Source organism: Methylobacterium brachiatum (genome assembly GCF_020523825.1).
GTDB lineage: Bacteria > Pseudomonadota > Alphaproteobacteria > Rhizobiales > Beijerinckiaceae > Methylobacterium > Methylobacterium brachiatum.
In genome coordinates this window covers 75,260-101,624 of sequence record NZ_JAJALK010000008.1, presented here as the reverse complement: position 1 = coordinate 101,624, position 26,365 = coordinate 75,260, and the positions used below count along the sequence as shown (strand labels likewise).

Here is a 26,365-nt window from a genome sequence, read left to right as displayed (position 1 = left end):
GCCGTGGACCGATCGGCATCCGGTCGCGTTTGGAATGCGGGATGCGCATGAAAGTCGCTGTCTGGCGTCGCACGACCCGTCCGGCCCTCCTGGGGCTGGGCATCCTGCTGTGCGAAGCGGGTCTTGCGCTGGTGGGCGGCACGCCTGCCCGGGCGCAGTGGGGCGACAGCTACCAGCAGCCGGGAAACGGGACCTATTACGAGGCGCCCCCGCGGCGTCGCCCGCGCGACGCGTATTACCGCGACGACGGATCCTACGCGCGCCAGCCCCGCTACGCTCCGCCCCAGGAGGCGCCGCGCCAGTTCTACTGGCCCTGGGAGGATCGGCCGCAACAGGTCGCCCCCGCGCCGGAGCGCACCTACCGGGCCCCGCGTCCGCGCAGCAATTACGGCACCGCCGACACCCAACGGCCTCCGCCCGTGGTCAAGCGCCGGGAGCGGCCCGCCCGGGCCCCGACGCCGCCGAAGCCGGCCGTCGCCAAGACCGCGCCGAACGTGCAGATCGCGGTGTTCGGCGATTCGCTGGCGGACCATCTCGCCCGCGGCCTCGACGACGTCTTCGAGGACAATGCCGACATCGCCATCGTCGATCGCGCGAAGGGCGATAGCGGGCTCGTCCGCAAGGACGTGGTCGATTGGGCGAAGAGTGCCGAGGATTACCTCCGCGGCAACCCGAAGGTCCGCTACGGGCTCGTGATGCTGGGCGCCAACGACCGGCAGCCGATCCGCGAGGGTGAGGAGACGGCCGAACCGCTGACCGATCGCTGGAAGGCCCTGTACCGCGCGCGGGTGGACGCCCTCGTGAAGGTGTTCGCCGATCACAAGATCCCGCTCGTCTGGGTCGGCCTCCCGCCGGTGCAGAGCGAGTCGCTGAGCCGGGACCTCGCCAGCATCAACGACATCGTCCGGGACAGCGTGACGAAGGCCGGCGCGACCTATGTCGACATCTGGCCGGGCTTCGTCGACGACCGGGACCGCTACGCCGCGTCCGGCCCTGATCCGGAGGGCCAGATCGCCAAGCTTCGGACCGCCGACGGCGTGCATTTCACCAAGGCGGGCGATCGGAAGCTCGCCCATTTCGCCGATGTCGAGCTGAAGCGGCTGATGGGCACCGCCGCCCCGGCGTTGACCGAGCCGCCGCCCACCGCGACCATCACCCCCGGGATTCCGGGCTCGACCTCGGGTCCGAGCCTAGACGGCTCCGGTCAGCCCACCGACACGGCGACCATCGATCGCCAGATCACCGCGATGCTGCCGAGCCTGCCGGAGCCGCCCGGGGTCCCGGCCCTGCCGGTCAAGCCCGTGGCCGGCCCGGTCGTGCCGCTCGGCCGGACCGAAGTCTCCCCCGGCGGAGCGTTGCTCACCGGCCGGCCGCGCGACGGCGACAATCTCGGCACCGTCGAGCGGACGCTCGTGCGGGGTGCTGCGCCCCCGCCCCAGCCCGGCCGCGCCGACGATTTCCGCTGGCCGCCCGGCTGACGAAACAGAATTGGCGCGGGTCTCGCGACCCGCGCCGGCGAACCGCGGCGCCGCCTAACGCGGCAGGACGCTCGCACCCATCAGGGTCTCGTCGATGGCGCGGGCCGCCTGACGACCCTCGCGGATCGCCCAGACCACCAGCGACTGGCCCCGGCGCATATCGCCGGCGCTCCAGATCTTCGCGTCCGAGGTGCGGTAATCCTCCTCGTTCGCCTCGACATTGCCGCGCTTGCTCACGCTGATGCCGGATTGCTCGAGGAGCCCCTTCTGCACCGAGCCGGCGAAGCCGATGGCCATGAACACGAGGTCGGCCGGCAGGATGAACTCGGTGCCGGGGATCGGCTGACGCTTGGCATCGACGCGCGCGCAGACCACGCCGGTCAGCCGGCCCTTCTTGTTGCCGTCGAGCCGCAGGGTCGCCGCCTGGAACTCGCGCTCGGCACCCTCGGCCTGGCTGGACGAGGTCCGCATCTTGGTCGGCCAGTACGGCCACACCGTCAGCTTGTCCTCGCGCTCGGGCGGGCGGGGGCGGATGTCGAGCTGGGTCACCGACAGGGCGCCCTGGCGGAAGGCGGTGCCGACGCAGTCCGACGCCGTGTCGCCGCCGCCGATCACCACGACGTTCTTGCCTGAGGCCAGGATCGGCGCCTCGCCGTTGCCGCGCATCGGCTCGGCCGCCACGCGCCGGTTCGACTGGACGAGATACGGCATCGCGTAGTGGACGCCCTCCAGCTCCTGACCGGGAAGCTGCGGGTTACGCGGATCCTCCGCGCCGCCGCAGAACATCACCGCGTCGAACTCGGCCTTCAGCTCGTCCACCGGCTTGGTCACGCCGATATTCTGGTTGTAGTGGAAGACGACGCCCTCGGCCTCCATCTGCCGCACGCGGCGGTCGATGTGGCGCTTCTCCATCTTGAAGTCGGGGATGCCGTAGCGGAGCAGGCCGCCGGCCTTCGGCTCGCGCTCGAACACGTGGACGTCGTGGCCGACCCGGGCGAGCTGCTGGGCCGCGGCCAGGCCGGCGGGCCCGGAACCGACGATGGCAACACGCTTGCCGGTGCGGACTGCGGCCCGCTCGGGCTTGATCCAGCCCATGTTCCAGGCGCGGTCGGCGATCGCCTGCTCGATCGTCTTGATGGCGACCGGCTGGTTCTCGAGGTTGAGCGTGCACGCCTCCTCACAGGGCGCGGGGCAGACGCGGCCGGTGAATTCGGGGAAGTTGTTGGTGGAGTGGAGGTTGCGCGACGCCTCCTCCCAATCCGACTGGAACACGAGGTCGTTCCAGTCCGGGATCTGGTTGTGGACCGGGCAGCCGGTCGGGCCGTGGCAGAACGGGATGCCGCAATCCATGCAGCGCGCCGCCTGTTTGGTTAGGTCGTGCTCGTCCAGCGGCAGCGTGAACTCGCGGAAGTGCCGAACGCGGTCGGCCGCGAGCTGGTACTTCTGCTCCTGCCGGTCGAACTCGAGGAAACCCGTGATCTTGCCCATCGGTCAGTCCAATCGCGCCGCTATGTCTTCCATCGGGTCGCCTCGCTCCGCAGTGGAGGGGGGATCGATTACGGGCGAACCCAGTTCTCGATCGCCAAACCGCTGATCCGCGCGAATTCCCGCGTGTTGTCCGTCACCAGTACGCTCCCATCGGCGAGAGCCTGAGTTGCGATGAGCAGGTCGTTGGCCCCGATCGGTGTCCCGGCCCGCTCAAGCCCGAGACGTAGGTTCGCGTAGATCGCGTCGTACGGGACTCGCCAGGGTTCGAGCGAGACGGCGCCAAGCACCGCTTCGACCTGTCGTGTCAGCCGATCCGACCCTTTTCGCAGAGCGCCATATCGCAGTTCCGCTGCGACGACGACGCTTGTGTAGATTTCCGTCTCCCCGACCCTTCGGACCTGCTCCGCCACCGGGCCACGCGGCGACCGGACCATCGCCGAGAGGATGTTGGTGTCGAGCAGGTAGCGCATTCACAGGTGAACGTCGTCGGGCGGCGCGTCCGCGATCTCCGGCCAAGCCTCGTCGAGGTCGTCCAAGCTGTCGAGGACGCGCAGCAGCGAGGGACGTCCGACCGGCTCGACCACCAGCCTCGCCCCGTCCCGGCGCAGCAGCACGTCGTCGCCGCCCAGCATGAAGCCGGGCGGAATGTCGAGCCGCTGCCCGTCCGGGGTCCGGACCAGGCGGATGCGTGCCACCGGTTCGCCCATCGTGCTCTCGCCTCTACTCCGCCGCCACCGGCATCCGCGCCATCTCCATCTCGCGCAGCGCGCGGCGGTATTCCACCGGCATCACCTTGACGAACTTGGTGCGGAAGCTCGCCCAGTCGTCGAGGATCTGCTTGGCCCGAGGGCTGCCCGTATATTTGAGATGGTTGGTGATCAGCTGGCTCAGGCGCTCCTCGTCATGGCCGGACATGTCGGCCAGGATGTCGACGCGCCCCTTGGTCTCCAGATCGCCGTCCTGGTGGAAGCGGCGCATCAGGTCGTCCTCCTCCTCGACCGGCTCGAGATCGACCATCGAGAGGTTGCAGCGGGCCGAGAACGAGCCGTCCTCGTCGAGCACGTAGGCGATGCCGCCCGACATGCCGGCCGCGAAGTTGCGCCCGGTCTCGCCGATCGACACCACGACGCCGCCGGTCATGTACTCGCAGCCATGGTCGCCCATGCCCTCGACCACGGTGATCGCGCCGGAATTGCGCACCGCGAAGCGCTCGCCTGCGGCGCCCCGGATGTAGCACTCGCCGGCGATCGCCCCGTACAGCACGGTGTTGCCGACCATGATGGTCCGGTCCGCGGGCGATTTCAGCGCGTCGCTCGGCCGGATGATCAGCTTGCCGCCCGACAGGCCCTTGCCGACATAGTCGTTGCCGTGGCCGGTCAGCTCGATGGTGACGCCGGCCGCGACCCAGGCGCCGAAGCTCTGGCCGGCCGTGCCCGACAGCTTCACCACGATGGTGTCGTCAGGCAGCCCCTCGTGGCCGTGGGCCTTGGCGACCATGCCGGACAGCATCGCGCCCGCGGCCCGGTCCGAGTTGCGGATCGTGTCGGTGACGACCACCGGCTCGCCGGTCTCGATGGCGTGCTTGGCCTTCTCGATCAAGCGCTGGTCGAGGACCGTGTCGATCGGGTGGTGCTGCCGCTCCACGTGCCGGATGGCGATGCCTTCGGCCACCTTCGGACGGTGGAACAGCTTGGTGAAGTCGAGCCCGCGCGCCTTCCAGTGGGCGATGGCCTCGACCTTGTCGAGCACGTCCGACCGGCCGACCGCTTCCTCGAGCTTGGTGAAGCCGAGCGAGGCCAGGATCTCGCGCACCTCCTCCGCCACGAAGAAGAAGTAGTTCACCACATGCTCGGGCGTGCCCTTGAAGCGCTTGCGCAGGACCGGGTCCTGCGTGGCCACGCCCACCGGGCAGGTGTTGAGGTGGCACTTACGCATCATGATGCAGCCGGCCGCGATCAGCGGCGCGGTCGAGAAGCCCATCTGGTCGGCGCCGAGCAGGGCGGCGATGACGACGTCGCGGCCGGTGCGGATGCCGCCATCAGCCTGGAGGGCGACGCGGCCGCGCAGGCCGTTGAGGACCAGCGTCTGCTGGGTCTCGGCGAGGCCGGTCTCCCAGGGGCCGCCCGCATGCTTCAGCGAGGTCAGCGGCGCGGCGCCGGTGCCGCCGTCATAGCCCGAGATCGTGATGTGGTCGGCGCGCGCCTTGGCGACGCCCGCCGCGACGGTGCCGACGCCGACCTCGGAGACGAGCTTGACCGACACGTCGGCCGACGGGTTCACGTTCTTCAGGTCGAAGATCAGCTGGGCCAGATCCTCGATCGAGTAGATGTCGTGGTGCGGCGGCGGCGAGATCAGGCCGACGCCCGGCGTGGCGTAGCGGACCTTGGCGATCTTGGCGTCGACCTTGTGGCCGGGCAGCTGACCGCCCTCGCCGGGCTTGGCGCCCTGCGCGACCTTGATCTGCATCATGTCGGAATTCACGAGGTATTCCGTCGTGACGCCGAAGCGGCCCGAGGCGATCTGCTTGATCGCGGACCGGCGCGAGCGCCCGTCCGGCAGCGGCTTGAACCGCTCGACCTCCTCGCCGCCTTCGCCGGAATTCGACCGTCCGCCGAAGGAATTCAGCGCGATCGCCAGCGTCTCGTGCGCTTCCTTCGAGATCGACCCGTAGGACATCGCCCCCGTGGCGAAGCGCTTGACGATCTCGGCGGCCGGCTCGACCGAATCCAGCGGCACCGGCGCGCGGCCGAGCTCGGCCGCCGACTTGAGCCGGAACAGCCCGCGCAGGGTCTTGAGCTGGTTCTCCTGCCGGTTCACCAGCGCGGCATATTCGCGGTAGCGCTCGGGCACGTTGAGGCGCACCGCGTGCTGGAGCGTCGCGATCGTGTCGGGCGTCCAGGTATGGGCCTCGCCGCGCAGCCGGTAGGCGTACTCGCCGCCGACATCGAGGGCGTTCCGGTAGATCGGCGCGTCGCCGAACGCGTCGCGGTGACGGCGCACCGTCTCCTCCGCGACCTCGGCCATGCCGACGCCCTCGATGGTCGTAGCCGTGCCGAAGAAGTCCCGGCTGACAAAGGTCGAGTTCAGGCCGACCGCGTCGAAGATCTGCGCACCGCAATAGGACTGGTAGGTCGAGATGCCCATCTTGGACATGACCTTGAGCAGGCCCTTATCGATCGCCTTGATGTAGCGGTAGATGATCTCGTCGTCCGTGAGGTCCGGCGGGAACTCGTTCTTCATCGCCAGGAGCGTCTCGAAGGCGAGGTAGGGGTTCACCGCCTCGGCACCGTAGCCGGCCAGGCAGGCGAAATGGTGCACCTCGCGCGGCTCGCCCGATTCGACCACGAGGCCGACCGAGGTGCGAAGCCCCTTGCGGATCAGGTAGTTGTGCACGGACGCGGTGGCGAGCAGCGCCGGGATCGGGATCCGGTCCGGCCCGACGGCCCGGTCGGTGAGCACGATGATGTTGTAGCCGCCGCGCACCGCCGCCTCGGCCCGGTCGCAGAGCCGGTCAAGCGCGCCGTCCATGGCCTGCGCGCCCATCTCGGCCGGGTAGGTCATGTCCAGGGTCTTGGTGTCGAACCGGTCCTCGAAATGGCCGATCGAGCGGATCTTCTCGAGGTCGCCGTTGGTCAGGATCGGCTGGCGGACTTCCAGGCGCTTGCGCCGGGACGCGCCCTCCATGTCGAGCAGGTTCGGCCGCGGCCCGATGAACGAGACGAGGCTCATCACCGCCTCTTCCCGGATCGGGTCGATCGGCGGGTTGGTGACCTGCGCGAAGTTCTGCTTGAAGTAGGTGTAGAGCAGCTTCGACTTCTCGGAGAGCGCCGAGAGCGGCGTATCCGTGCCCATCGAGCCGACCGCCTCCTGGCCGGTGACGGCCATGGGCTGCATCAGCAGCTTCAGGTCTTCCTGGGTGTAGCCGAAGGCCTGCTGGCGATCGAGCAGGCTCACATCCGAGCGCGTCTCCCGCGCCACGACGGGCTTCAGGTCTTCCAGCACGATCTGGGTGTTCTTGACCCAGTCGGCATAGGGGTGCGCGGCGGCGAGCTCGCCCTTGATCTCCTCGTCGGAGACGATCCGGCCCTTCTGCAGGTCGATCAGCAGCATCCGGCCCGGCTGGAGGCGCCAGGATTGGACGATCTTCTCGTCCGGGATCGGCAGCGTGCCCATCTCGGAGGCGAGCACGACCAGCCCGTCATCGGTGACGATGTAGCGGGCCGGGCGCAGGCCGTTGCGGTCGAGGGTGGCGCCGATCTGGCGGCCATCCGTGAAGGCCACGGCCGCCGGGCCGTCCCACGGCTCCATCAGGGCAGCGTGGTACTCGTAGAAGGCGCGCCGCTCCTCGCTCATCAGCGGATTGCCGGCCCAGGCCTCCGGGATCAGCATCATCATGGCGTGGGCGAGCGGGTAGCCGCCCTGCACCAGGAACTCGAGGGCGTTGTCGAAGCAGGCGGTGTCGGACTGGCCCTCGTAGGAGATCGGCCAGAGCTTCGAGATGTCATTGCCGAACAGGTCCGAATCGACGCTCGCCTGGCGCGCCGCCATCCAGTTGACGTTGCCGCGCAGCGTGTTGATCTCGCCGTTATGGGCGACCATCCGGTAGGGATGCGACAGCCGCCAGGTCGGGAACGTGTTGGTGGCGAAGCGCTGGTGGACCAGGGCGATCGCCGAGACGAACCGCTCGTCCTTCAGGTCGAGGAAGTAGTCACCGATCTGCGTGACCAGCACCATGCCCTTGTAGACGATGGTCCGGGTCGAGACCGAGACCGGGTAGAATTCCTTCACCCGCGGATCGTCGAGGGCGTAGACCTTGTTCGAGATCACCTTGCGGGCAACGAAGACGCGCCGCTCGAACGTATCCTGGTCGGTGACCGAGGCCGGACGACCGATGAACACCTGCCGGTGATGCGGCTCGGTGGCCTTCACGGCGACGCCGAGATCCTCCGGGTCGACCGGCACGTCGCGCCAGCCGAGCAGCGGCAGGCCCTCATCCGCCAGGGCCGCCTCGATGATGCCCTGGATGATCGCCCGAGGCTCCTCGGCCTTGGGCATGAACAGTTGGCCGATGGCGTATTGCCCCGCCGGCGGCAGCTCGAAGCCGAGCCGCGAGCACTCGTCGGCGAAGAAGCCGTGCGGAATCTGGGTGAGGATACCGCAGCCGTCGCCCATCTTCGGATCCGCGCCCACCGCGCCGCGATGGTCGAGATTCTCCAGGATCTTCAGGCCCTGCTGGACGATGGCATGGGTCCGGCGGTCGTGCATGTCGGCGATGAAGCCGACGCCGCAGGCATCGCGCTCATTGGCCGGATCGTAGGCGCCCTGGGCTTTGGGCAGAGCGGGATCGCGCACCGTGAGCGGCATCGCGCCGCCGCGCGGGGCGACAGCCTGGAACTCGGAAGCGGCAAACTCTTCGGCGGGTCCGCGCTGGGCCATGCTTCGTCTCGTCCTTCCCTCGATCCCCCACCGTCGGCGCGTCCGCGAGCATGTTCCATGCCCGCGAGCCACAACCGGCCGGCGCCCCGACCCGATGCCGCAGGCGATCCGGTCGGTCCCCACAGGGACGTGTCCGTCGACCTCCGTTCATCGAGAACCCGGACCGCTCCAGGAGCGGCGCGCTGACGCGCTCGACACCATCTGCCGGATTTCTCGCTGGCGCGCGAGACGGAGACGGCTCGCATGCGCGGCCAATGGGACAGTCGTACTGTCCTAAGTCGCAAAATTGGCAGATTGAAACCGTTTCAGCAAGGGACTGCGCAAGCGCGTAGGCGCGGCATCGGCGACTTGGCTTAAACGCCTGTTCACCAGTGTCTTCCGCAATCTCGCCCGAATCACGCGGTCTACGACCCATGCCGAGCACAAGCGGCATGCGGGGCAACGACCTCGCCGGCATGGTCGAGGTCTGGGCAAACCGGCCCGGACCATGCCGGAACCGGTTACTCTGCCGGGTCTCCAAGACGGGAACGCACCAGAGTGATGAGCGAGAACAGACTGGCCAGCCGCGCCCGGCGCGCAACGACGCGTGCCCTCTGTGCGGCCTTGGTGTCCGGCAGCGCGCTCCTGGCTCTCTGCCACGGCGCCAGCGCGCAATTCGCTTTCGAAGACGAGATCCTCCCGCCGCGTGTGATCGCGTGGCGCTTGGCCGATCGCGGGTTCAGCGGTGTGAGCCGCCCGCGCTTCGATGGGCGCGTCTACGTCGTCGACGCCGTCAGCCCCACGGGCGTTCCGATGCGGCTGTTCGTCGATCCCGCCGCGGGCGCGATTGTCGGGCGGCAGCGGCTCGGCGCACCGGAGAGCTATGCCCGGCTCGAGCGGCCCGCCCCCGGCTTCGGCTGGACCGAGGAGGACGCTGCGCCGCGCCGTATCCTGCGGCCGGCGACGCCCGACGACGTCCCGCCCCCGGCCGCCCGGCCGCTGCGCCGTGCCAATCCCGAGGCCCTGCGCCCGGATGCCAATCCCGATGGGCTCAATCCCGACGGCCGTGCGCGCCCGGATGCGCCGCGCAAGGTCGCCCGGGCGGCCCAGCCCGGTCGCCAGCCGGAGGCGAAGCCCGCGCTGCGCACGACGCCCGAGGCGCCGGCACCCAAGATCGCACCCGCCGAGGCGGCCAAGGCCGATCCGGTGGACGCGGCGAAGCCGGACACCAAATCCGCCGCGATCGAGAAGGCACCGGAGGCGAATCCGGCCCCCGCGAATGCCGCGCCGGCCAAGCCGGCCTCGGGCGCCGTGGCCGAGGCGCCCAAGCCTGCGGCGCAGGATTGGAAGGATCCGCCGCCGGACAAGAAGCCGGTGCGAATCATCGGCGGCGCCACCATCGTCCCCGGCCCGTCCGAGAAAGAGACCTCCGCGGCTCAGTAGCGCTACGCGCCCGGGACCAGCCGTTCGGCCCCGGTGAAGACGGTCAGCGTGTCGGAGCGGGCGATCGCGCAGAGGGTGATCCCGTGCATCGTCGCGCGCTCCAGGGCGAGAGAGGTCGGGGCCGAGATTGCGACGATCACGGCGGCGCCGAGCCGCGCGGCCTTCTCGACCATCTCGAACGAGCACCGGCTGGTGATCACCAGGAAGCCGTCGGCGGTGTCGGTGCCTTCCCGCATCAGCGCGCCGATCAGCTTGTCCAGGGCATTGTGCCGGCCGACATCCTCCCGCACCGCGACCAGCGTGCCGTCGAGCCGGGCCCAGGCCGCGGCGTGAACCGCCCGGGTCTCGGCACCCAGGACTTGCGCGGCATCGAGCCCGGCGAGCGCCCGGGCGATTGCCGGGAGCGTGACGCGAACATCCGGCGCATCCCGCATCTCGGCCCTGGGCAGCTCGGCCAGATCCTCGATCCCGCAGACACCGCAGCCGGTCCGGCCGCTGATCGCGCGCTTGCGCGCCAGATGCTCCCGCAAGCGGCCGGGGGCGAGCTCGACATGCAGGCGCAGCCCATCCGGCGCGGCTTCGACCCGCGTTTCGCGGATCTCATCTCCGGATTCGACGATCCCCTCCGTCAGGCTGAAGCCGTAGGCGAAATCCTCCAGGTCGGCCGGCGTCGCCATCATCACGGCATGCGGCACGCTGCCGTAGATGAGGTTGACCGGCGCCTCTACGGCCAAAGACCGCATCCCCGGCTCGGGATTACCGGCCGTGTAGGCGACGACCTGCATCGGTGCCCGGACCGTGCAAGGCGGAAGCCCCAGCGTGCGCGCCTCAGGTTTCATCAACATCCAATGCTCCGACGCGGTCCCATAGCATTGCTGACACCGCGTTTCCGAGGCGTCCGAACAGAATCGAAGGCAGCGAAATGCCCGGCCAACATCGCTCCGGCGGCTCGGGAAAGCGCTGGAATCGGCGCGCTGCGACGCTTGTGCGGTTGCACCCCGACCGCCCTTGTGATCTGAAGCCGCGATCGGATACACGCCGGGTAACACAACCGGCAGTCCGTCACGTCGGCACCATCCCGCGCTCAATCAAGACGGGAAAGGCCGCCGGTAAACCAAATCGTACGGGGAGCAACGAGAGGCAGATGCGGACGGTGCGGACGATCACCCGATCACCCTGGAGCCTCGCCGCCCTCGGCGCTTTGCTCACCTCGACATCCGGTGCGCTCGCGGCCGGCTTCGGACAGCCGGTGCCGTGGGAGATGAGCCGGCAGATCCCGGTCACCGAGAACGCGCGCGACATCCTCAGCTTCGAGATCGGCCTGCACTGGCTCTCGCTGGCCATCTCGGTCTTCGTGCTGGCCCTGATCCTGTGGTGCGTCTTCCGCTTCAACGAGAAGACCAACCCGACCCCGTCGCGCACCACCCACAACACCGCGATCGAGATCGCCTGGACGATCGTGCCGGTGCTGATCCTGGTCGCCGTGGCGATCCCGTCCTTCCGGCTGCTGCGCACGCAGCTGGCCGATCCGAAGGCCGACATGATCGTGAAGGTGATCGGTCACGCCTGGTACTGGTCCTACGAGTACCCGCAGACCGAGGCCGGCGGCGGCTTCACGTTCGATGCCAACATCGACGAGGACAAGCAGCCCCGCCTGCTCCAGACCGACAACGAGATGGTCGTGCCGCTGGGCAAGATCGTGAAGATCCAGGTCACCGCCGCGGACGTGCTGCATTCCTGGGCGATGCCGGCCTTCGGCTTCAAGATCGACGCCGTTCCGGGCCGCCTGAACCAGATGTGGTTCCGGGCCGACAAGGAAGGCACGTTCCACGGGCAGTGCTCCGAGCTCTGCGGCCAGCGTCATGCCTACATGCCGATCGTCGTGCGTGTGGTCAGCGAGCAGGCCTATGCCGACTGGCTGAAGGAGGCGAAGACCAAGTACGCCCGCATCGACAACGGCACGAGCTTCGCCGAGGCTCGCTAAGCTCCGGTTGACCGAACAGAACCCGTCAGATCCACAAGGCACCCGAATCCATGGCTACAGCCGCAGCCCATGCCGAGGCCCACGAGGTCCACGACCATAAGCCGTCGTTCTTCGCCCGCTGGTTCCTGTCGACGAACCACAAGGACATCGGCACCCTCTATCTGCTCTTCGCCTTCTGCGCCGGCATGATCGGCGCGTTCCTCTCCTTCGGTATCCGGATGGAGATGGAGGAGCCGGGGCTGCAGTACTTCTCGAATCCCGCGACCTACAACGTGTTCGTCACGGGCCACGGCCTCATCATGGTGTTCTTCATGGTGATGCCGGCACTGATCGGTGGCTTCGGCAACTGGTTCGTGCCCCTCATGATCGGCGCGCCGGACATGGCGTTCCCGCGCATGAACAACATCTCGTTCTGGCTCACGGTGGCGGGCTTCTGCTCCCTGCTGTGCTCGCTGTTCGTCGAGGGCGCCCCGGGCGCATCCGGCGCCGGCACCGGCTGGACGGTCTATCCGCCCCTCTCCACCGCCGGCCATCCCGGCCCGGCCGTCGATTTCGCGATCTTCGCCCTGCACCTGTCCGGCGCGGGCTCGATCCTCGGGGCGATCAACTTCATCACCACGATCCTGAACATGCGCGCCCCGGGCATGACGCTGCACAAGATGCCGCTCTTCGCCTGGGCCGAGCTGGTCACCGCCTTCCTGCTGCTGCTGTCGCTGCCGGTGCTCGCGGGCGCCATCACGATGCTGCTCACCGACCGCAACTTCGGTACGACCTTCTTCGACCCGGCCGGCGGCGGTGACCCGATCCTGTACCAGCACCTGTTCTGGTTCTTCGGTCACCCCGAAGTCTACATCATGATCCTGCCGGCCTTCGGCATCGTCTCGCACATCATCGCCACTTTCTCGCGCAAGCCGGTTTTCGGCTACCTCGCGATGGCCTACGCGATGGTCGCGATCGGCGTCGTCGGCTTCGTGGTCTGGGCCCACCACATGTACACGGTCGGCCTGTCGCTGCAGACACAGTCCTACTTCGTGTTCGCCACCATGGTGATCGCGGTGCCCACGGGCGTGAAGATCTTCTCGTGGATCGCCACGATGTGGGGCGGCTCGATCCGCTTCACCGCGGCGATGCACTGGGCGGTGGGCTTCATCTTCCTGTTCACCGTCGGCGGCGTGACCGGCGTCGTGCTGGCCAACTCGGCGGTCGATAAGTACCTGCACGACACCTACTACGTCGTGGCGCACTTCCACTACGTGCTGTCGCTGGGCGCGGTGTTCATCATCTTCGCCGGTGTCTACTACTGGTTCCCGAAGATGACCGGCCACATCATCCCGGAATGGGCCGGCAAGCTGCACTTCTGGCTGGCCTTCATCGGCGCGAACGTCCTGTTCTTCCCGATGCACTTCCTCGGCCTGGCCGGCATGCCGCGTCGCTACGCCGACTATCCGGATGCCTTCGCGGCCTGGCACAAGGTCTCCACCTACGGCGGCCACATCTTCGGCCTCAGCATGTTCGTCTTCATCATCGGCGTCGTGCTGGCCTTCCGGTCGAAGGAGCGGGCTGCGGACAATCCGTGGGGCGAAGGCGCGACCACCCTCGAGTGGACGCTCCCCTCCCCGCCGCCCTTCCACCAGTTCGAGACGCTGCCGCGCATCGTCGACGAGCCGGGCGCGCACTGATCCATCCTCGCGAGGGCCGCATCCGCGGCCCTCGCCCTTCCCCGGAGGCCGCGACGGCGACCTCCCGGCAAGGGCGACCGAGACGGGCGATCCGCACGGGCCGCGTGTTCCACGCGCGCCGACCCTTGGAACTAGTCGATTTCGAAACGCGACCCGGCCGTGACGCGCGTGGCCGGGCGCCGATACAGCAGCGGCAGACGCGATGACGAGCCTGACCAACACGATCGGACCGGACGCACCGGCCCCGGCCTTCACGGCCGTCGGCGGCGACGTGCCGGACTATTTCGCCCTGCTCAAGCCGCGGGTGATGGTCCTCGTCATCTTCACCGCCCTGGTCGGCATGGTCGTCTCGCAAGGCCATGTGCAGCCGGCGATCGGCGTGATCTCGCTGCTGGCCATCGCGGTCGGCGCCGGGGCCTCCGGCTGCCTCAACATGTGGTGGGACGCCGATATCGACGCCGTGATGACCCGGACCGCGCAGCGCCCGATCCCGGCCGGCCGGATCTCCTCCGAGGAGGCGCTCGGCTTCGGCCTGTTCCTGTCGGTGGCTTCCGTGCTGGTGCTGGGCCTCGCCGCGAACTGGCTCGCTGCGGGTCTGCTCGCCTTCACGATCGTCTTCTATGCCGTGATCTACTCGATGTGGCTGAAGCGGGCGACCGCGCAGAACATCGTGATCGGCGGTGCTGCCGGCGCGCTCCCGCCGGTGATCGGTCAGGCCGTGGTCTCGGGCTCGGTCGGGATCGAATCCCTGGTCCTGTTCGCGATCATCTTCATCTGGACGCCGCCCCACTTCTGGGCGCTCGCGCTGATCAAGGCCGAGGAATATGCCCGTGCCGGCATCCCGATGATGCCCAACGTCGCCGGCCCGGCCTCCACCCGCCGCCAGATCGTCTGGTACACTGTGTTCCTCGCCCCGCTCGGCCTCGTGCCGGTGGCCCTGGGCTTCGGTGGCCTGCTCTACGCGGTGATCGGCGTCCTCGGCGGCCTCGGCATGCTGGCCTTCAGCATCCGCGTCCTGAAGAACCGCGAGGGCGAGGCCGAGAAGCGGGCCGCCATGGGCATGTTCGGCTTCTCGATCCTCTACCTGTTCGCGCTGTTCTCGGCGCTGCTGGCCGAGCAGAGCTTCGGCCTGTTCCGGCCGCTGGTCTGACCGCGATGCCGGATCCCGAGGTCCCGCAGCGTCAGCTCACCCCCGCGGAAGAGGCGCGGCGCCGCAAGCGTTCGGTGGCGATCGCTCTGGCGCTGGGCGCCTGGGTCCTGTTGTTCTTCGTGCTGACGATCGTCAAGCTCGGCCCGCAGATCCTCAGCCGACCGCTCTGAGGCGCACGATGACCGCATCCCGCCCCCCATCCAGCCGCGGTGCCCGACGCACGGCGATTGCCTGCGCCGGCCTGGCCCTCGGCATGATCGGTCTCGCCTTCGCGTCGGTGCCGCTCTACGACGCGTTCTGCAAGGCGACCGGCTATGACGGCACGCCGCGCCAGGGTCCGGCCCTGGCGAGTTCCGCGGCCCGCGCGGACGACAGCATGGTCGTCCATTTCGACACCAACGTCGCCCCCGGTCTGCCGTGGAAGTTCATACCCGAGGCGAACAACGTCGAGGCGAAGCTGGGGGAGACCAAGACGGTCTTCTTCCGGGTCCAGAACACCAGCAGCAAGCCCTCGACCGGCGTGGCGACCTTCAACGTCCAGCCTGGCCTGATGGGCAGCTATTTCGTGAAGATCGCCTGCTTCTGCTTCAACGAGCAGACCCTCCAGCCGGGGGAGACGTTGGACGTGCCGGTGGTGTTCTACGTCGATCCGGCCGTCCGGGAGGACTCGAACACCGCGCATCTCTCCGAGATGACGCTGTCCTATACCTATTTCGCCTCGAAGAACGGCCAGCCGGTGACGGCGGCGGTCGCGACCACAGGGGCTTCGGGCACGAAGCGCGATTTCTGATCGCGCATGCGTGACAACAGAGGTCAGCACCGACTAAGTGTGCGGACAAGCTTGGGCGCCCTGTATGCGGCGCCCGGCCAAGAGCGATAGGCCGGATGCCGGGAACGGCGCGGGGCGTCAGGGTGAGGAGCGACGGGACGATGGCCGAGGCGCACGCCAAGAATCACGATTTCCATATTCTGAACCCGAGTCCGTGGCCGTTGATGGGCGCCTTCTCGGGCTTCCTGATGGCGTTCGGCGCCGTGTTCTGGATGAAGAGCCTCCAGATCGGCACGCTGACCCCGGGCCCCTACATTTTCGGCCTCGGCACGATCGGCGTGCTCTACACCATGTTCGCGTGGTGGAAGGACGTGGCGCACGAGGCCAATTCCGGCGATCACACGCGCGTCGTCCAGCTCCACCACCGCTACGGCATGATGATGTTCATCGCCTCCGAGGTGATGTTCTTCGTCGCGTGGTTCTGGGCCTACTTCGAGGCGGCCCTCTACACGGCCGACCCGATCCAGGTCTCCCGAGTCGAGTTCACCGGCGGCGTCTGGCCGCCGAAGGGCATCGAGGCGTTCGATCCCTGGCATCTGCCGCTGCTCAACACGCTGATCCTGCTGACCTCCGGCACTACCGTCACCTGGGCGCACCACGCCCTGCTGCACGGCGACCGCAAGGGCCTGAAATACGGCCTGTGGCTGACGATCATCCTCGGCGTGCTGTTCACCGCCTGCCAGGCCTACGAGTACAGCCACGCGGAGTTCGGCTTCTCCGGCAGCATCTACTCGTCGACCTTCTTCATGGCGACCGGCTTCCACGGCGCCCACGTCATCATCGGCACGATCTTCCTGGCCGTTTGCCTGTTCCGCGCCTATGCGGGCCAGTTCACGCCGCGCCAGCACCTCGGCTTCGAATTCGCGGCCTGGTACTGGCACTTCGTCGATGTGGTGTGGCTGTTCCTGTTCGCCGCGATCTACGTCTGGGGCTCGGGCGTCTTCCACGGCGCTGCGCACTGAAGCATCCATCCCGCCACCGCATGGCGGGCCTGTGAAAGGGCGGCTCAGGCCGCCCTTTTTCGTGTTCAACGCAGCGCGATCCCCATATCGGTGGGGGCGGCCGGGCGGCGCGAACGCGGCTTCCCGGGCCGGTCTGGAGTGTTGACGTGGACCAAAGAACCTACCCGCAGCCGCCGCCCGTCGCCACGGGTCTGCGCGGTCGGTGTCCGCGCTGCGGCGAGGGCCATCTGTTCCAGGGTTACCTGACCCTGCGCCCGTCTTGCGAGGCCTGCGGCCTCGACTATGCCGGCTTCGATTCGGCCGACGGACCGGCCTTCTTCGTCATGTCCATCGTCGGCCTCCTCGTGGTCGGCCTGGCCCTCTGGATGGAAATCACCTACGAGCCGCCGATCTGGGTCCACGCGCTGGTCGCCGGCACCCTGTCGATCGGCCTGAGCCTGATCCTGGTCCGGCCGCTCAAGGGCATGCTGATCGCGCTCCAGTACAGCAACAAGGCCGAGCAGGGGCGCTTCGAGCAGTGAGCCGAGCTATGCCGCGCGCAGCCGCCTGGCGCGATCTCGTCGCGCCCGGCATCGCCTCCCTGATCGCCCTGGCGATCCTGCTCGGCCTCGGGATCTGGCAGATCGAGCGGAAGACCTGGAAGGAGGAGCTGATCGCGCGGATCGTCCGCCAGACCAGGGCCGAGCCGGTGGCGCCGCCGGCGCCCGACGCCTGGGATCCGGCGCGGGACGAGTTCCGCCACGTGCGCGTGTCCGGCCGCTTCGCCAACGATCGCGAAGCCCTGGTCCACGGTCTGGCGGCCGGCGAGACGCCCGGCCGGGCGCTGCAAGGCTACTACGTGATCACGCCGCTCCTGCGGGCGGACGGCGGCACGGTCCTGATCAACCGCGGCTTCGTCCCGACCGAGCTGAAGGCCCAGGCCGATCGCAGGGACGGCCTGATCGAGGGCCCGACCACGGTGACCGGGATCCTCCGGGCCAGCGAACCGCGGGCGATGTTCGTGCCGGAGGCGGATCCCGCCCGGGGCGAGTGGTTCAACCGCGACGTCGCCGGCATCGCCGCCGCGCGCGGCATCACGGACGCGGCGCCTTACCTCATCGAGGCGGACGCGGTGCCGGGCCAGACGACGTGGCCCCGCGGCGGCCAGCTGAAGGTCGATCTGCCCAACAACCACCTGCAATACGCGTTCACGTGGTTCGCGCTGGCTGCCTGCCTGATCGGCGTCTTCGGGGTGTTCGCCTATCGCCGCCTGCACGATTCGGACGCTGCCGGCACAGTCAAAGAATAAAGGCGCATCGGGCGCAGGCTCTGGCAGAAGAATGCCATCCGGATCGCCACGAAAACGGCATCGCCTTCCTTTGACCTGTGGCCTCTAAGCCAGAATACTTTGCGTGTTCCTGAGCGGTCGCGCAATCTGCATCCTGTATTCAGTTTGCCGCGACCCATCGCAGACGCTGCGGAGCAACGCCTCCGCGCGAACGAGGTAGCGCGCCATGACCGTCGGTTTCGTCCAAGACACGCCGCCTGATCCGATCCGTTTCGCCTATTGGGTGCCCAACGTCTCCGGGGGGTTGGTGATCAGCAAGATCCCGCAGCGGACGAGCTGGGACGCCGATTACAACCGCCGCCTGGCGCAGATCGCCGAGGAATCGGGCTTCGATTACGCCCTGACCCAGATCCGCTTCACCGCGGGCTACGGGGCCGAGTACCAGCACGAATCGGTGGCGTTCAGCCACGCGCTGCTGGCCGCGACGTCCCGGCTCAAGGTGATCGCGGCGCTCCTGCCGGGCCCCTGGCATCCGACGCTGGCGGCCAAGCAGATCGCCACGATCTCCCAGCTCACTAACGGCCGGATCGCGGTCAACATCGTGTCGGGCTGGTTCTCGGGCGAGTTCCGGGCGATCGGCGAGCCCTGGCTCGATCACGACGAGCGCTACCGCCGCTCCGAGGAGTTCATCCGCAGCCTGCGGGGGATCTGGACGCAGGACAACTTCACCTTCCGGGGCGATTTCTACCGCTACACGGACTATACCCTGAAGCCAAAGCCCGCCGATCCGCTGCCCGAGATCTTCCAGGGCGGCTCGTCCCGGGCGGCGCGCGACATGGCGGCCCGCGTCTCGGATTGGTACTTCACCAACGGCAACACGCCGGAGAATATTCGCGCCCAGGTCGACGACATCCGCGCCAAGGCCGCCGAAACCGGCAACCGCCCGCGCATCGGCGTGAACGCCTTCGTGATCGCCCGGGACACCGAGGAGGAGGCCCGTGCCGTCCTCCAGGAGATCATCGAGAACGCCGACCCGGATGCCGTGAAGGCGTTCGGCCACGAGGTGAAGAACGCCGGCAAGGCCTCCCCCGAGGGCGAGGGCAATTGGGCGAAATCGAGCTTCAACGACCTCGTTCAGTACAACGACGGCTTCAAGACCAACCTGATCGGCACGCCGGACCAGATCGCCGAGCGGATTCTGGCGCTCAAGGATGCCGGGGCCGACCTCGCCCTGCTGGCCTTCCTGCATTTCCAGGAGGAGGTCGCGTATTTCGGCGCCCACGTGATCCCGCGGGTCAGGGCGCTCGAGGCCGCGCGCGAGAGCCGCGCCGAGGCGGCCTGATCGCCGCGCCTGATCTCATCAGACGAAACCGTCCCATTCGGAGTGAGCCATGAACATCGCGGTCGATGCGCGCACGCTCGAAACCCAGACACGCCAGGGCGTCCCAGGCCCGGCGCGCCCGCCCTCCCCCGCACACGTGATCCGTGACGATGCCGAGGCCCTGGCGGTGGCCCACCGCCTGGCCGCCGAGTTCCGCCTCGGCGCGTCCGAACGCGACCGGAACCACGCGCGGCCCCTGGCCGAACTCGACGCCTTCTCCCAGAGCGGCCTGTGGTCGATCAACGTGCCGAAGGCTTATGGCGGCCCGGAGGTCTCCTACAAGACGCTGGCGCAGGTCATCGCGATCATCTCGGCGGCCGATCCGGCCATCGGGCAGATCGCGCAGAACCATCTGGGAATCGTGGCGGCGATCCGGACGGTCTCGGACGAGCCGCAGAAGCAGCTGCTGTTCGGGGAGGTCCTGCGCGGCACCCGGTTCGGCAACGCCTTCTCCGAGCGCGGGACCAAGCGGGCGGCCGATTTCGAGACCCGGTTCACCGATCACGGCGACCACGTGATCGTGCGCGGCCAGAAATTCTACGCCACCGGGGCGCTGCTGGCCCATCTCGTGCCGATCGTCGCCCTCGATGCCGAGGGGCGGGCCTGGTACGCCATCGCCGAGCGGGACGCGCCCGGGCTCAGCGTGATCGACGATTGGTCGAGCTTCGGCCAGCGCGGCACGGCGAGCGGTACTGTGCTGATCGAGGATGTCCGGGTGGAGAAGACCCACCTGGTCCCAGCCTGGAGGGGCTACGAGGCGCCGAGCGCGGACGGGGCGATCTTCCAGATCATCCAGGCGGCGGTGGATGCCGGCATCGGCCGCGAGGCCCTGAACGACACGATCCGCTTCGTGCGCGAGAAGGCGCGGCCCTGGATCGACAGCGGGCAGGAACGCGCCTCCGACGACCCCTACACGATCCAGGCGGTGGGCAACCTCACCATCCGCCAGCATGCGGCCGAAGCCCTGCTCGACAAGGCCGGGCTCGCCCTCGACGCGGCGGTGGCCCGGCCGGATGCGGAGAGCGTCGCCGCCGCGCAGCTCGCGGTCGCGGAGGCGAAGGTGCTGACCACGGATATCGCCCTGGCCGCCTCCAACAAGCTGTTCGAACTCTCCGGCACCCGCTCGACGCTGGCCGCCGAGAATCTCGACCGGCACTGGCGCAACGCTCGGACCCATACCTTGCACGATCCGGTCCGCTGGAAGGTCGCCATCATTGGCAACCACGCGCTGAACGGCATCGCGCCGCCGTTCCACGCCTGGAGCTGACCCGTGAACTGAAAATCCGTGTCGGCGTCCCGGCGGCAGGCTCCGGGACGCCGACACGCTTGGTGTACGGGATGCGGAACCCGTGCGAGTCAGAGGACCGGCAGGCCCCGGGCCTTGGCCTCCTCGCCGGGCTCGACATGGATGGTGACGACCGCCCCGGGAATCGTGGTTTCCAGGGCATTCTCGAGCCGGTCGCAGATGGCGTGCGAGGCCTCGACGGTCATGGTCCCGGGGACCACGAGATGGAAATCGATGAAGGTCGCCTGTCCGGCGGAGCGAGTCCGGACATCGTGGGCTTCCAGGGCGCCCTCCCCGTGGCGGGAGATCAGCGAGCGGATCTCGCAGACCATGTCGGCCGGCGCCGCCCGATCCATCAGCCCGTCGACCGATTCGCGGACCATGCGGAAGCCGGACCAGAGGATGTTGAGCGCCACCAAGCCGGCCACCGCCGGGTCGAGGATCGGATAGCCGGTCAGCCACACCGCGGCGACGCCGACGAGGACGCCGCACGAGGTCACGACGTCGGCCACGATGTGGCGCGCATCCGCGATCAGCGCCGGTGAGCGCCAGGCCCGGCCCCAGCGCATCAGCGCCCAGGCCCAGGCGGCGTTGATCCCGCCGGCCCCGAGATTGATGGCGAGGCCCAGGGCCGGCGCGTCGAGGGGCTTCGGCGCCAGCAGGCCGAAATAGGCCTCCCGCAGGATCAGGATCGCGGCCACGATGATGAGCGCGCCTTCGATCACCGCGGAGAAGAATTCCGCCTTGTGGTGCCCGTAGGGATGCTCGGCGTCGGCCGGGCGCGCGGCCACCCGCAGGGCCACGAAGGCGCCGACCGCCGCGACCACGTTGATGATGCTCTCGAGCGCGTCCGAGTAGAGCGCCAGGCTGCTGGTGAGCCAGGCCGCGTAAAACTTCAGCACGGTCACGACGAGGCCGATACCGGCGCTGAGGAGGGCTGCTTTCTGGGTCCGGTCCATGGGATGCGCCGATCACGGGTCGACGTGCCCATACGGGATGCAGCTTGCCTCAGGCCACGGCAAAGCTTCGACGCTGGCGAAAGAGTCTTAGCTTCGGCTATGCCTGGGTGGGCTGTGCGGCCGGGCTCCGGGCGGCTTCGCGCTGGCGGCTGCGTTCGGCCTTGGCCCGCGCATCCGCCACCTTCCGCAGGATCCGGCGCCGCTGCCAGCCGAAGCGCGCCGACGCCGCGATCGCCTCCAGGCGTGCCGCTTCGCGGTCCCAATAGCCGATGAGCTGGCCATCCAGGGTCACGCGACCGATTCGGCTCGTCTTCAGCATCGTGCTCAGTCCCGCGGTGAAGCCGGCTCGGCGGTTTCCGAGACGATCAGCGCCTCCGCGTCGCCCCGGAAGCTTCCCGCCCCGGTATTCGGCACCGGCACGGCCGGGCTGCGGAAGGGCTCGCTCGGATAGGCTTCCTCGAACTTGGCGCGGGCGTTGTCCGGATCCTCGGCTTTGAGGACGATCTGCTCGGTGCCGGGCAGCGGCCAGCGGGGATCGGCGGCATCGCGGGGTCGCACGGCGTACCAGGGCATATGTCGGGCCTCTCCCGCTTCGGTGAGGCGAGAACCGGCAGGGGTGCGAACCGGTTCCGAGGTTGAAACCGCGTCCGGTTCGGTGCAGGCACCCGGCGATGCGCGTGGACCTGTTCGATTTCGATCTGCCGGAGAGCTGTATCGCCCTGCGCCCGGCCGAGCCGCGGGATGCCGGGCGGCTCCTCGTGGTGCGTCCGGGCGATGCCCTGGCGGATTGCAGCGTGCGCGACCTGCCCGGTGCGCTCCGGGCCGGCGACGCCTTGGTCTTCAACGATACGCGGGTGATCCCGGCGCGCCTCATCGGCGTGCGCACCCGCCCCGGCGCTCCGGGGCAGCGCACCGAGGTGATGCTGCACCTGCGCGAAGCGCCGGCGCGCTGGCGCGCCTTCGCCCGGCCGGCCAAGCGCCTGACGGCCGGCGACGCGCTTCAGTTCGGGGACCTCCGCGCCACCGTCGTCGAGAAGGGCGAGGCCGGCGAGATCGTCTTCGATTTCGACCGCGCCGGCCCAGACCTCGACGCCCAGATCGCGCTGGAAGGCGCCCTGCCCCTGCCTCCCTACATCGCCGGCAAGCGCCCCACCGACGCCCGCGACACGACCGACTATCAGACCGTCTATGCCCGCCATCCCGGAGCCGTCGCCGCGCCGACCGCGGGGCTGCACTTCTCCGATGACCTGCTGGCGGCGATCGACGCAGCCGGCCTGCAGCGCCACCACGTCACCCTGCATGTCGGCGCCGGGACGTTCCTGCCGGTCAAGGCGGACGATACCGAGGGCCACCGGATGCATGCGGAGATCGGCATCCTCGATGCCGAGACCGCCGCCGCCCTCAACGCGGTCCGGGCCGCCGGCGGCCGGATCGTCGCCGTGGGCACGACGGCCCTGCGCCTGCTGGAGAGCGCCGCGAGCCCCGCGGGCACGCTCTCGGCGTTCTCGGGGCCGACCGACATCTTCATCACGCCCGGCTACCGGTTCCGCGCGGTCGATGCGCTCGTGACCAATTTCCACCTGCCGCGCTCGACGCTGTTCATGCTGGTCTCGGCCTTCTCGGGCCTCGACACGATGCGGGCGGCCTACGCGCACGCGATCCGGAGCGGCTACCGCTTCTACTCCTACGGCGACGCCAGCCTCCTGTTTCCGGGCCCGCGCGCGGACATGCCATGACCGAGACCGTGCCCTTCGGCTTCACCCTGCACGGGCAGGACGGCACCGCCCGGACCGGCGAGATCGCGACGCCGCGCGGGAACATCCGCACGCCGGCCTTCATGCCCGTGGGCACCGCCGCGACCGTCAAGGCGATGTATCCCGGTCAGGTCCGGGAGCTCGGCGCCGACGTCGTGCTGGGCAACACCTACCACCTAATGCTGCGCCCCGGCCCCGAGCGGATGGCGCGGCTCGGCGGCCTGCACACCTTCATGAATTGGGAGCGGCCGATCCTGACCGATTCCGGCGGCTTCCAGGTGATGTCGCTCTCGGCCCTGCGGAAGATCGACGAGCAGGGGGTGACCTTCCGCTCGCATATCGACGGCACGGCCCATCACATGAGCCCGGAGCGCTCGATCGAGATCCAGGGCCTGCTCGGCTCCGACATCCAGATGCAGCTCGACGAGTGCGTGCGCCTGCCGGCCGAGCACAAGGCGATCGAGAAGGCCATGCATCTGTCCCTGCGCTGGGCAGAGCGCTGCCGGGTGGCGTTCGGCGAGCAGCCGGGCAAGGCACTATTTGGCATCGTCCAGGGCGGCGACGTCCCGGCGCTCCGCATCGAGAGCGCCCGCGCCCTGACCGACCTCGACCTGAAGGGCTACGCGGTCGGCGGCCTCGCGGTCGGGGAGCCGCAGGCGGTGATGTTCGCCATGATCGAGACCGTGGAGCCGCACCTGCCGCAGGCCAAGCCGCGTTACCTGATGGGCGTGGGCACGCCCGACGACATCCTGGGGGCGGTCGCCCGCGGCATCGACATGTTCGACTGCGTGATGCCGACCCGGGCCGGCCGCCACGGCCTCGCCTATACCCGGAACGGCCGGGTCAACCTGCGCAATGCCCGCCATGCCGAGGATACGGCGCCGCTGGACGAGACCTCGTCCTGCCCGGCCGCGCGGGACTATTCCCGGGCCTATCTGCACCATCTCGTCCGGTCGAACGAGATCCTGGGCATGATGCTGCTGACCTGGAACAACCTCGCCTACTACCAGGACCTGATGGCGGGCGCCCGGGCGGCGATCCGCGAGGGGCGTTTCGCGGATTACTGCGCCAGCACCCGGGAGGGCTGGGTGCGGGCCGAGCGCGCCGCCGCCGGATAGGCGCGCGTTACGGGTGGGCCAGGACCCGGTAGAACCCGGCCGGGTCGTCGGCGCCTGCGCTGACGGCCTCTCTCAGGCCCGCCACGATCCGCGCCGCCACCGGCAGGCGGTAATGCAGCGCGTCCCAGTAATTCGCGTCCTGCGTGGTCACGGGCGAGGCGAAGCGGAAATCGACCACGACGGCTCCGTGTCCGGCACCGATCGCCGAGACACGGGCCTTGCAGGCCTGCTCCCGCCGGCCCGCCGGGGTGCCGGGCGCGCCCTGCGCGGCCGCGTGGACCGGCATGAAGGCGAGGAGCTTCAAGGCGTTCTGCGGGACGCGTCCGAGGAGCGCATCGAGCCGCGCGAGCGCCGGCATCGGGGCATCCGGCCGGTCGAAGGATGCCGCCGAATCGAGGGCGCCGGCCCGGATATGCGCGCGGGCACGCGCGGCATCGTACAGAGCCTCGGGCGGCGTGAAGACGGCGTAGCCGTCGGGGCGGATTCGCGGGCGGGTCAGGCCGAGGCGCGCGAGCCCCGCCTGCGTCGCGGTCGTGAGCGCGCGCAGGCTGAATTGGTGCAGGACGCCCCAGGGTGTGCCGGTCTCGTAGAGCCAGTCCGGAAAGGCGTTGGCGGTGCGGGCCGGCGGATCGGCGGCGCACCAGGTCGTGTCGAGGCCGAACAGGACCGCCTTCACCGGCCGGTGCGCGAGGAAGAGTTCAGCCAGGCGGATCTGCTCGTCCGGGGTCGCGGCGTTCATGGCCAGATTGGCGAAGCGCGCGTCGAAGGCGGCATCGAGGGCGGCCGGGTCGAGCAGCCGCGCCGTCGAGGTCCCGAACACGGCGGCGTCGAACGCACCGCCCCGGGCGATCTGCGGGTAGGAGAGCCGCTGGTTCGTATCCATGATCGGGCCCGGCGGATGGCCGGGGGCCGCACGCAAGCCGTAGGGGTCGAGGAGCGCGATGCCGAGCAATGCGGCGACCCCCACGACAGCCGCGCCGATCAGAAACAGCCGTGCAAAGCCGGCCCAGGCGGCAGGCGACGTCTCGACGTAGCGGAAACCGGCTTGTGTTTCAGAGGCCATAGGCAGGCCGCATACAAGGTTCGACGGAGGCCGTCGCCCTCGGTCGGACCGCTCCCGCCGAGCAGGCTGCACCGGTCCGCTCAAGACGGTGAGGTCGACAGATCTGTCCGAAAGGATCGCCAAGCGCCGGCGAGCACGTTCCAGAGAACGCGATCGAACCAACACTGCGATAAGGCGGGAAGACCTCCACTCCATGAAGGAGCTTGGTCGGAGTGGCAGGATTTGAACCTGCGACCCCCACGTCCCGAACGTGGTGCGCTACCAGACTGCGCTACACTCCGAAGGCCGAATTGCGTGTCCGCAACTGCCGGCAGCGGGCTTATAGCCGCGCCTTTCCCGGACCGCAAGGCCGGTGTTGGGCTATCTGCGCAGACGGCTCGGCCAGTCCTGGGCCAGATGCCGGACCGCGACGGTAGCCGCGCCGGATTGCACCGCCGCCGTGGCTGCGTAATCCGGTCCGGCATCGATGTCGGCAAGAGTCATCGCGCCGCCGTCGGACGTGCGCAGAAGGCGCGCGGGCGCGGGCGGCACGCTGACGCTGAAGCGGTCGAGGGGCAATGACAGGCCGGTGCCCAAGGCTTTCACCACCGCCTCCTTCCGGGTCCATAGCCCGAAGAAAGCCGCGTTGATCGCCTGCGAGGGCTGTGCCGCCAGGGCTGCGGCCTCGTCGGACGCGAACTGCCCGCGTGCAATGCGCAGGACGTCCGGGATGGGCCTGATCTCCTCGACATCGACACCGATGGCTGCAGTCCGCGCGAGTCCGACGAGGGCGCGTCCCCCGGAATGCGACAGGTTGAAGCCCACGGAGCCGTCGACGAGTTCGGGCTTGCCGGCAGCGCCGGTTTTCAGGCGGATGTCGCCCGGCGGGAGGCCGAGCGCGTCGCCGAGGATCAGCCGAAGCGCTGCATGGCTCGCCTGGTAGCGGGCGCGATCGGCCGGACGGAGGAAGCGGCCGGCACGGTCACGCTCCTTCGCGTCGAGAACGGTGCCGCAGAGTTCGAGCTCCGCGGCTGAAAGCGCGAGATCGACGATCCAGACTTCGGCCGCGCTCACGCGACGCGTCCCGACAGGGCTCTGCAGGCCGTAAGGTGCTTGTGACGAAGCGGCACG

General features: G+C 69.1%; 24 protein-coding genes and 1 tRNA gene. 14 read left to right on the top strand and 11 right to left on the bottom strand.

The annotated features are described in order from the left end of the window. The first annotated feature begins 41 nt into the window (after positions 1–41). Positions 42–1,478 carry an SGNH/GDSL hydrolase family protein gene (locus tag LGR69_RS18440; protein ID WP_230366911.1) on the top strand — a complete coding sequence of 479 codons (1,437 nt, stop codon included), beginning with the start codon at positions 42–44 and terminating at the stop codon, positions 1,476–1,478. Between the two features lie 54 nt (positions 1,479–1,532). Here the strand turns inward: LGR69_RS18440 and LGR69_RS18435 are convergent, their stop codons facing one another. From LGR69_RS18435 to gltB, 4 genes are all read right to left on the bottom strand, one after another. After that, complete coding sequence (locus tag LGR69_RS18435; protein ID WP_007561741.1) at positions 1,533–2,966, bottom strand: glutamate synthase subunit beta; 1,434 nt, start codon at positions 2,964–2,966, stop codon at positions 1,533–1,535. 68 nt (positions 2,967–3,034) lie between these two features. Further along, on the bottom strand, positions 3,035–3,436 hold the full coding sequence (locus LGR69_RS18430; RefSeq protein WP_230366910.1) for a type II toxin-antitoxin system VapC family toxin: 402 nt from the start codon (positions 3,434–3,436) through the stop codon (positions 3,035–3,037). After that, entirely contained in the window at positions 3,437–3,673 is a 237-nt protein-coding gene (locus LGR69_RS18425; RefSeq protein WP_230366909.1) for an AbrB/MazE/SpoVT family DNA-binding domain-containing protein, read from the bottom strand. A gap of 13 nt (positions 3,674–3,686) precedes the next feature. Next, a complete protein-coding gene (gene gltB / locus LGR69_RS18420) occupies positions 3,687–8,402 on the bottom strand; it encodes a glutamate synthase large subunit (RefSeq protein WP_370881355.1) in 4,716 nt (1,571 codons plus the stop codon). Positions 8,403–8,942: 540 nt separating this feature from the next. Here gltB and LGR69_RS18415 point away from each other — a divergent pair. Then, positions 8,943–9,824 (top strand): hypothetical protein, encoded by an 882-nt coding sequence (locus tag LGR69_RS18415; protein WP_230366908.1) that lies wholly within the window; start codon positions 8,943–8,945, stop codon positions 9,822–9,824. 2 nt (positions 9,825–9,826) lie between these two features. Here LGR69_RS18415 and fdhD read toward each other — a convergent pair whose 3' ends face one another. After that, a complete protein-coding gene (gene fdhD / locus LGR69_RS18410; protein WP_230366907.1) occupies positions 9,827–10,669 on the bottom strand; it encodes a formate dehydrogenase accessory sulfurtransferase FdhD in 843 nt (280 codons plus the stop codon). 299 nt (positions 10,670–10,968) lie between these two features. Between fdhD and coxB the strand changes: the two genes are divergently transcribed. The 10 genes from coxB (at position 10,969) to LGR69_RS18360 (ending at position 20,343) form a co-directional block, all read left to right on the top strand. Next, positions 10,969–11,808 (top strand): cytochrome c oxidase subunit II, encoded by an 840-nt coding sequence (gene coxB, locus LGR69_RS18405; RefSeq protein ID WP_050736199.1) that lies wholly within the window; start codon positions 10,969–10,971, stop codon positions 11,806–11,808. A gap of 50 nt (positions 11,809–11,858) precedes the next feature. Next, positions 11,859–13,487 (top strand): cytochrome c oxidase subunit I, encoded by a 1,629-nt coding sequence (gene ctaD / locus LGR69_RS18400; RefSeq protein WP_007561735.1) that lies wholly within the window; start codon positions 11,859–11,861, stop codon positions 13,485–13,487. Between the two features lie 202 nt (positions 13,488–13,689). Then, complete coding sequence (locus tag LGR69_RS18395) at positions 13,690–14,637, top strand: heme o synthase (RefSeq protein ID WP_091860048.1); 948 nt, start codon at positions 13,690–13,692, stop codon at positions 14,635–14,637. Positions 14,638–14,642: 5 nt separating this feature from the next. After that, a complete protein-coding gene (locus LGR69_RS18390; RefSeq protein WP_007561732.1) occupies positions 14,643–14,807 on the top strand; it encodes a hypothetical protein in 165 nt (54 codons plus the stop codon). Positions 14,808–14,815: 8 nt separating this feature from the next. Next, complete coding sequence (locus tag LGR69_RS18385; RefSeq protein ID WP_007561730.1) at positions 14,816–15,427, top strand: cytochrome c oxidase assembly protein; 612 nt, start codon at positions 14,816–14,818, stop codon at positions 15,425–15,427. 140 nt (positions 15,428–15,567) lie between these two features. Further along, a complete protein-coding gene (locus tag LGR69_RS18380) occupies positions 15,568–16,428 on the top strand; it encodes a cytochrome c oxidase subunit 3 (RefSeq protein WP_007561728.1) in 861 nt (286 codons plus the stop codon). Between the two features lie 146 nt (positions 16,429–16,574). Continuing rightward, positions 16,575–16,949 carry a DUF983 domain-containing protein gene (locus LGR69_RS18375; RefSeq protein ID WP_230366906.1) on the top strand — a complete coding sequence of 125 codons (375 nt, stop codon included), beginning with the start codon at positions 16,575–16,577 and terminating at the stop codon, positions 16,947–16,949. 8 nt (positions 16,950–16,957) lie between these two features. Beyond that, on the top strand, positions 16,958–17,716 hold the full coding sequence (locus LGR69_RS18370) for an SURF1 family protein (RefSeq protein ID WP_230366905.1): 759 nt from the start codon (positions 16,958–16,960) through the stop codon (positions 17,714–17,716). A 205-nt stretch (positions 17,717–17,921) separates the two neighbouring features. Beyond that, positions 17,922–19,037: a dimethylsulfone monooxygenase SfnG gene (gene sfnG / locus LGR69_RS18365; RefSeq protein ID WP_230366904.1), complete on the top strand. Its 1,116-nt coding sequence runs from the start codon at positions 17,922–17,924 to the stop codon at positions 19,035–19,037. Between the two features lie 49 nt (positions 19,038–19,086). Then, complete coding sequence (locus LGR69_RS18360; RefSeq protein ID WP_230366903.1) at positions 19,087–20,343, top strand: SfnB family sulfur acquisition oxidoreductase; 1,257 nt, start codon at positions 19,087–19,089, stop codon at positions 20,341–20,343. An 89-nt stretch (positions 20,344–20,432) separates the two neighbouring features. Here the strand turns inward: LGR69_RS18360 and LGR69_RS18355 are convergent, their stop codons facing one another. From LGR69_RS18355 to LGR69_RS18345, 3 genes are all read right to left on the bottom strand, one after another. Next, complete coding sequence (locus tag LGR69_RS18355) at positions 20,433–21,320, bottom strand: cation diffusion facilitator family transporter (RefSeq protein ID WP_007561721.1); 888 nt, start codon at positions 21,318–21,320, stop codon at positions 20,433–20,435. 97 nt (positions 21,321–21,417) lie between these two features. Beyond that, entirely contained in the window at positions 21,418–21,639 is a 222-nt protein-coding gene (locus tag LGR69_RS18350) for a hypothetical protein (protein ID WP_230366902.1), read from the bottom strand. A gap of 5 nt (positions 21,640–21,644) precedes the next feature. Further along, positions 21,645–21,893 carry a hypothetical protein gene (locus tag LGR69_RS18345; protein ID WP_230366901.1) on the bottom strand — a complete coding sequence of 83 codons (249 nt, stop codon included), beginning with the start codon at positions 21,891–21,893 and terminating at the stop codon, positions 21,645–21,647. 98 nt (positions 21,894–21,991) lie between these two features. Between LGR69_RS18345 and queA the strand changes: the two genes are divergently transcribed. Both queA and tgt read left to right on the top strand, forming a co-directional pair. Then, positions 21,992–23,056, top strand: a complete 1,065-nt coding sequence (gene queA, locus LGR69_RS18340; RefSeq protein ID WP_230366900.1) for a tRNA preQ1(34) S-adenosylmethionine ribosyltransferase-isomerase QueA — start codon at positions 21,992–21,994, stop codon at positions 23,054–23,056. Next, the gene (gene tgt, locus LGR69_RS18335; RefSeq protein ID WP_230366899.1) at positions 23,053–24,192 is read left to right on the top strand and encodes a tRNA guanosine(34) transglycosylase Tgt; all 1,140 of its coding nucleotides are present in this window, start codon (positions 23,053–23,055) and stop codon (positions 24,190–24,192) included. Before queA ends, tgt begins: the two co-directional genes overlap by 4 nt. 7 nt (positions 24,193–24,199) lie before the next feature. Here tgt and LGR69_RS18330 read toward each other — a convergent pair whose 3' ends face one another. The 3 genes from LGR69_RS18330 to LGR69_RS18320 all read right to left on the bottom strand — a co-directional run bounded on the left by LGR69_RS18330 (position 24,200) and on the right by LGR69_RS18320 (position 26,308). Further along, positions 24,200–25,255 (bottom strand): hypothetical protein, encoded by a 1,056-nt coding sequence (locus tag LGR69_RS18330; RefSeq protein WP_230366898.1) that lies wholly within the window; start codon positions 25,253–25,255, stop codon positions 24,200–24,202. Positions 25,256–25,459: 204 nt separating this feature from the next. Next, positions 25,460–25,536 (bottom strand) — tRNA-Pro (locus tag LGR69_RS18325). Between the two features lie 79 nt (positions 25,537–25,615). After that, complete coding sequence (locus LGR69_RS18320; protein WP_230366897.1) at positions 25,616–26,308, bottom strand: 4'-phosphopantetheinyl transferase family protein; 693 nt, start codon at positions 26,306–26,308, stop codon at positions 25,616–25,618. Positions 26,309–26,365: the final 57 nt, after the last annotated feature.

What these genes read in the sequence shown, in the direction of transcription:
- LGR69_RS18440 (WP_230366911.1), top strand. Translation starts at nt 42, where the DNA reads ATGCGCATGAAAGTCGCTGTCTGGCGTCGCACGACCCGTCCGGCCCTC.
- LGR69_RS18435 (WP_007561741.1), bottom strand. Translation starts at nt 2,966, where the DNA reads ATGGGCAAGATCACGGGTTTCCTCGAGTTCGACCGGCAGGAGCAGAAG.
- LGR69_RS18430 (WP_230366910.1), bottom strand. Translation starts at nt 3,436, where the DNA reads ATGCGCTACCTGCTCGACACCAACATCCTCTCGGCGATGGTCCGGTCG.
- LGR69_RS18425 (WP_230366909.1), bottom strand. Translation starts at nt 3,673, where the DNA reads ATGGGCGAACCGGTGGCACGCATCCGCCTGGTCCGGACCCCGGACGGG.
- gltB (WP_370881355.1), bottom strand. Translation starts at nt 8,402, where the DNA reads ATGGCCCAGCGCGGACCCGCCGAAGAGTTTGCCGCTTCCGAGTTCCAG.
- LGR69_RS18415 (WP_230366908.1), top strand. Translation starts at nt 8,943, where the DNA reads ATGAGCGAGAACAGACTGGCCAGCCGCGCCCGGCGCGCAACGACGCGT.
- fdhD (WP_230366907.1), bottom strand. Translation starts at nt 10,669, where the DNA reads ATGTTGATGAAACCTGAGGCGCGCACGCTGGGGCTTCCGCCTTGCACG.
- coxB (WP_050736199.1), top strand. Translation starts at nt 10,969, where the DNA reads ATGCGGACGGTGCGGACGATCACCCGATCACCCTGGAGCCTCGCCGCC.
- ctaD (WP_007561735.1), top strand. Translation starts at nt 11,859, where the DNA reads ATGGCTACAGCCGCAGCCCATGCCGAGGCCCACGAGGTCCACGACCAT.
- LGR69_RS18395 (WP_091860048.1), top strand. Translation starts at nt 13,690, where the DNA reads ATGACGAGCCTGACCAACACGATCGGACCGGACGCACCGGCCCCGGCC.
- LGR69_RS18390 (WP_007561732.1), top strand. Translation starts at nt 14,643, where the DNA reads ATGCCGGATCCCGAGGTCCCGCAGCGTCAGCTCACCCCCGCGGAAGAG.
- LGR69_RS18385 (WP_007561730.1), top strand. Translation starts at nt 14,816, where the DNA reads ATGACCGCATCCCGCCCCCCATCCAGCCGCGGTGCCCGACGCACGGCG.
- LGR69_RS18380 (WP_007561728.1), top strand. Translation starts at nt 15,568, where the DNA reads ATGGCCGAGGCGCACGCCAAGAATCACGATTTCCATATTCTGAACCCG.
- LGR69_RS18370 (WP_230366905.1), top strand. Translation starts at nt 16,958, where the DNA reads ATGCCGCGCGCAGCCGCCTGGCGCGATCTCGTCGCGCCCGGCATCGCC.
- sfnG (WP_230366904.1), top strand. Translation starts at nt 17,922, where the DNA reads ATGACCGTCGGTTTCGTCCAAGACACGCCGCCTGATCCGATCCGTTTC.
- LGR69_RS18360 (WP_230366903.1), top strand. Translation starts at nt 19,087, where the DNA reads ATGAACATCGCGGTCGATGCGCGCACGCTCGAAACCCAGACACGCCAG.
- LGR69_RS18355 (WP_007561721.1), bottom strand. Translation starts at nt 21,320, where the DNA reads ATGGACCGGACCCAGAAAGCAGCCCTCCTCAGCGCCGGTATCGGCCTC.
- LGR69_RS18350 (WP_230366902.1), bottom strand. Translation starts at nt 21,639, where the DNA reads ATGCTGAAGACGAGCCGAATCGGTCGCGTGACCCTGGATGGCCAGCTC.
- LGR69_RS18345 (WP_230366901.1), bottom strand. Translation starts at nt 21,893, where the DNA reads ATGCCCTGGTACGCCGTGCGACCCCGCGATGCCGCCGATCCCCGCTGG.
- queA (WP_230366900.1), top strand. Translation starts at nt 21,992, where the DNA reads ATGCGCGTGGACCTGTTCGATTTCGATCTGCCGGAGAGCTGTATCGCC.
- tgt (WP_230366899.1), top strand. Translation starts at nt 23,053, where the DNA reads ATGACCGAGACCGTGCCCTTCGGCTTCACCCTGCACGGGCAGGACGGC.
- LGR69_RS18330 (WP_230366898.1), bottom strand. Translation starts at nt 25,255, where the DNA reads ATGGCCTCTGAAACACAAGCCGGTTTCCGCTACGTCGAGACGTCGCCT.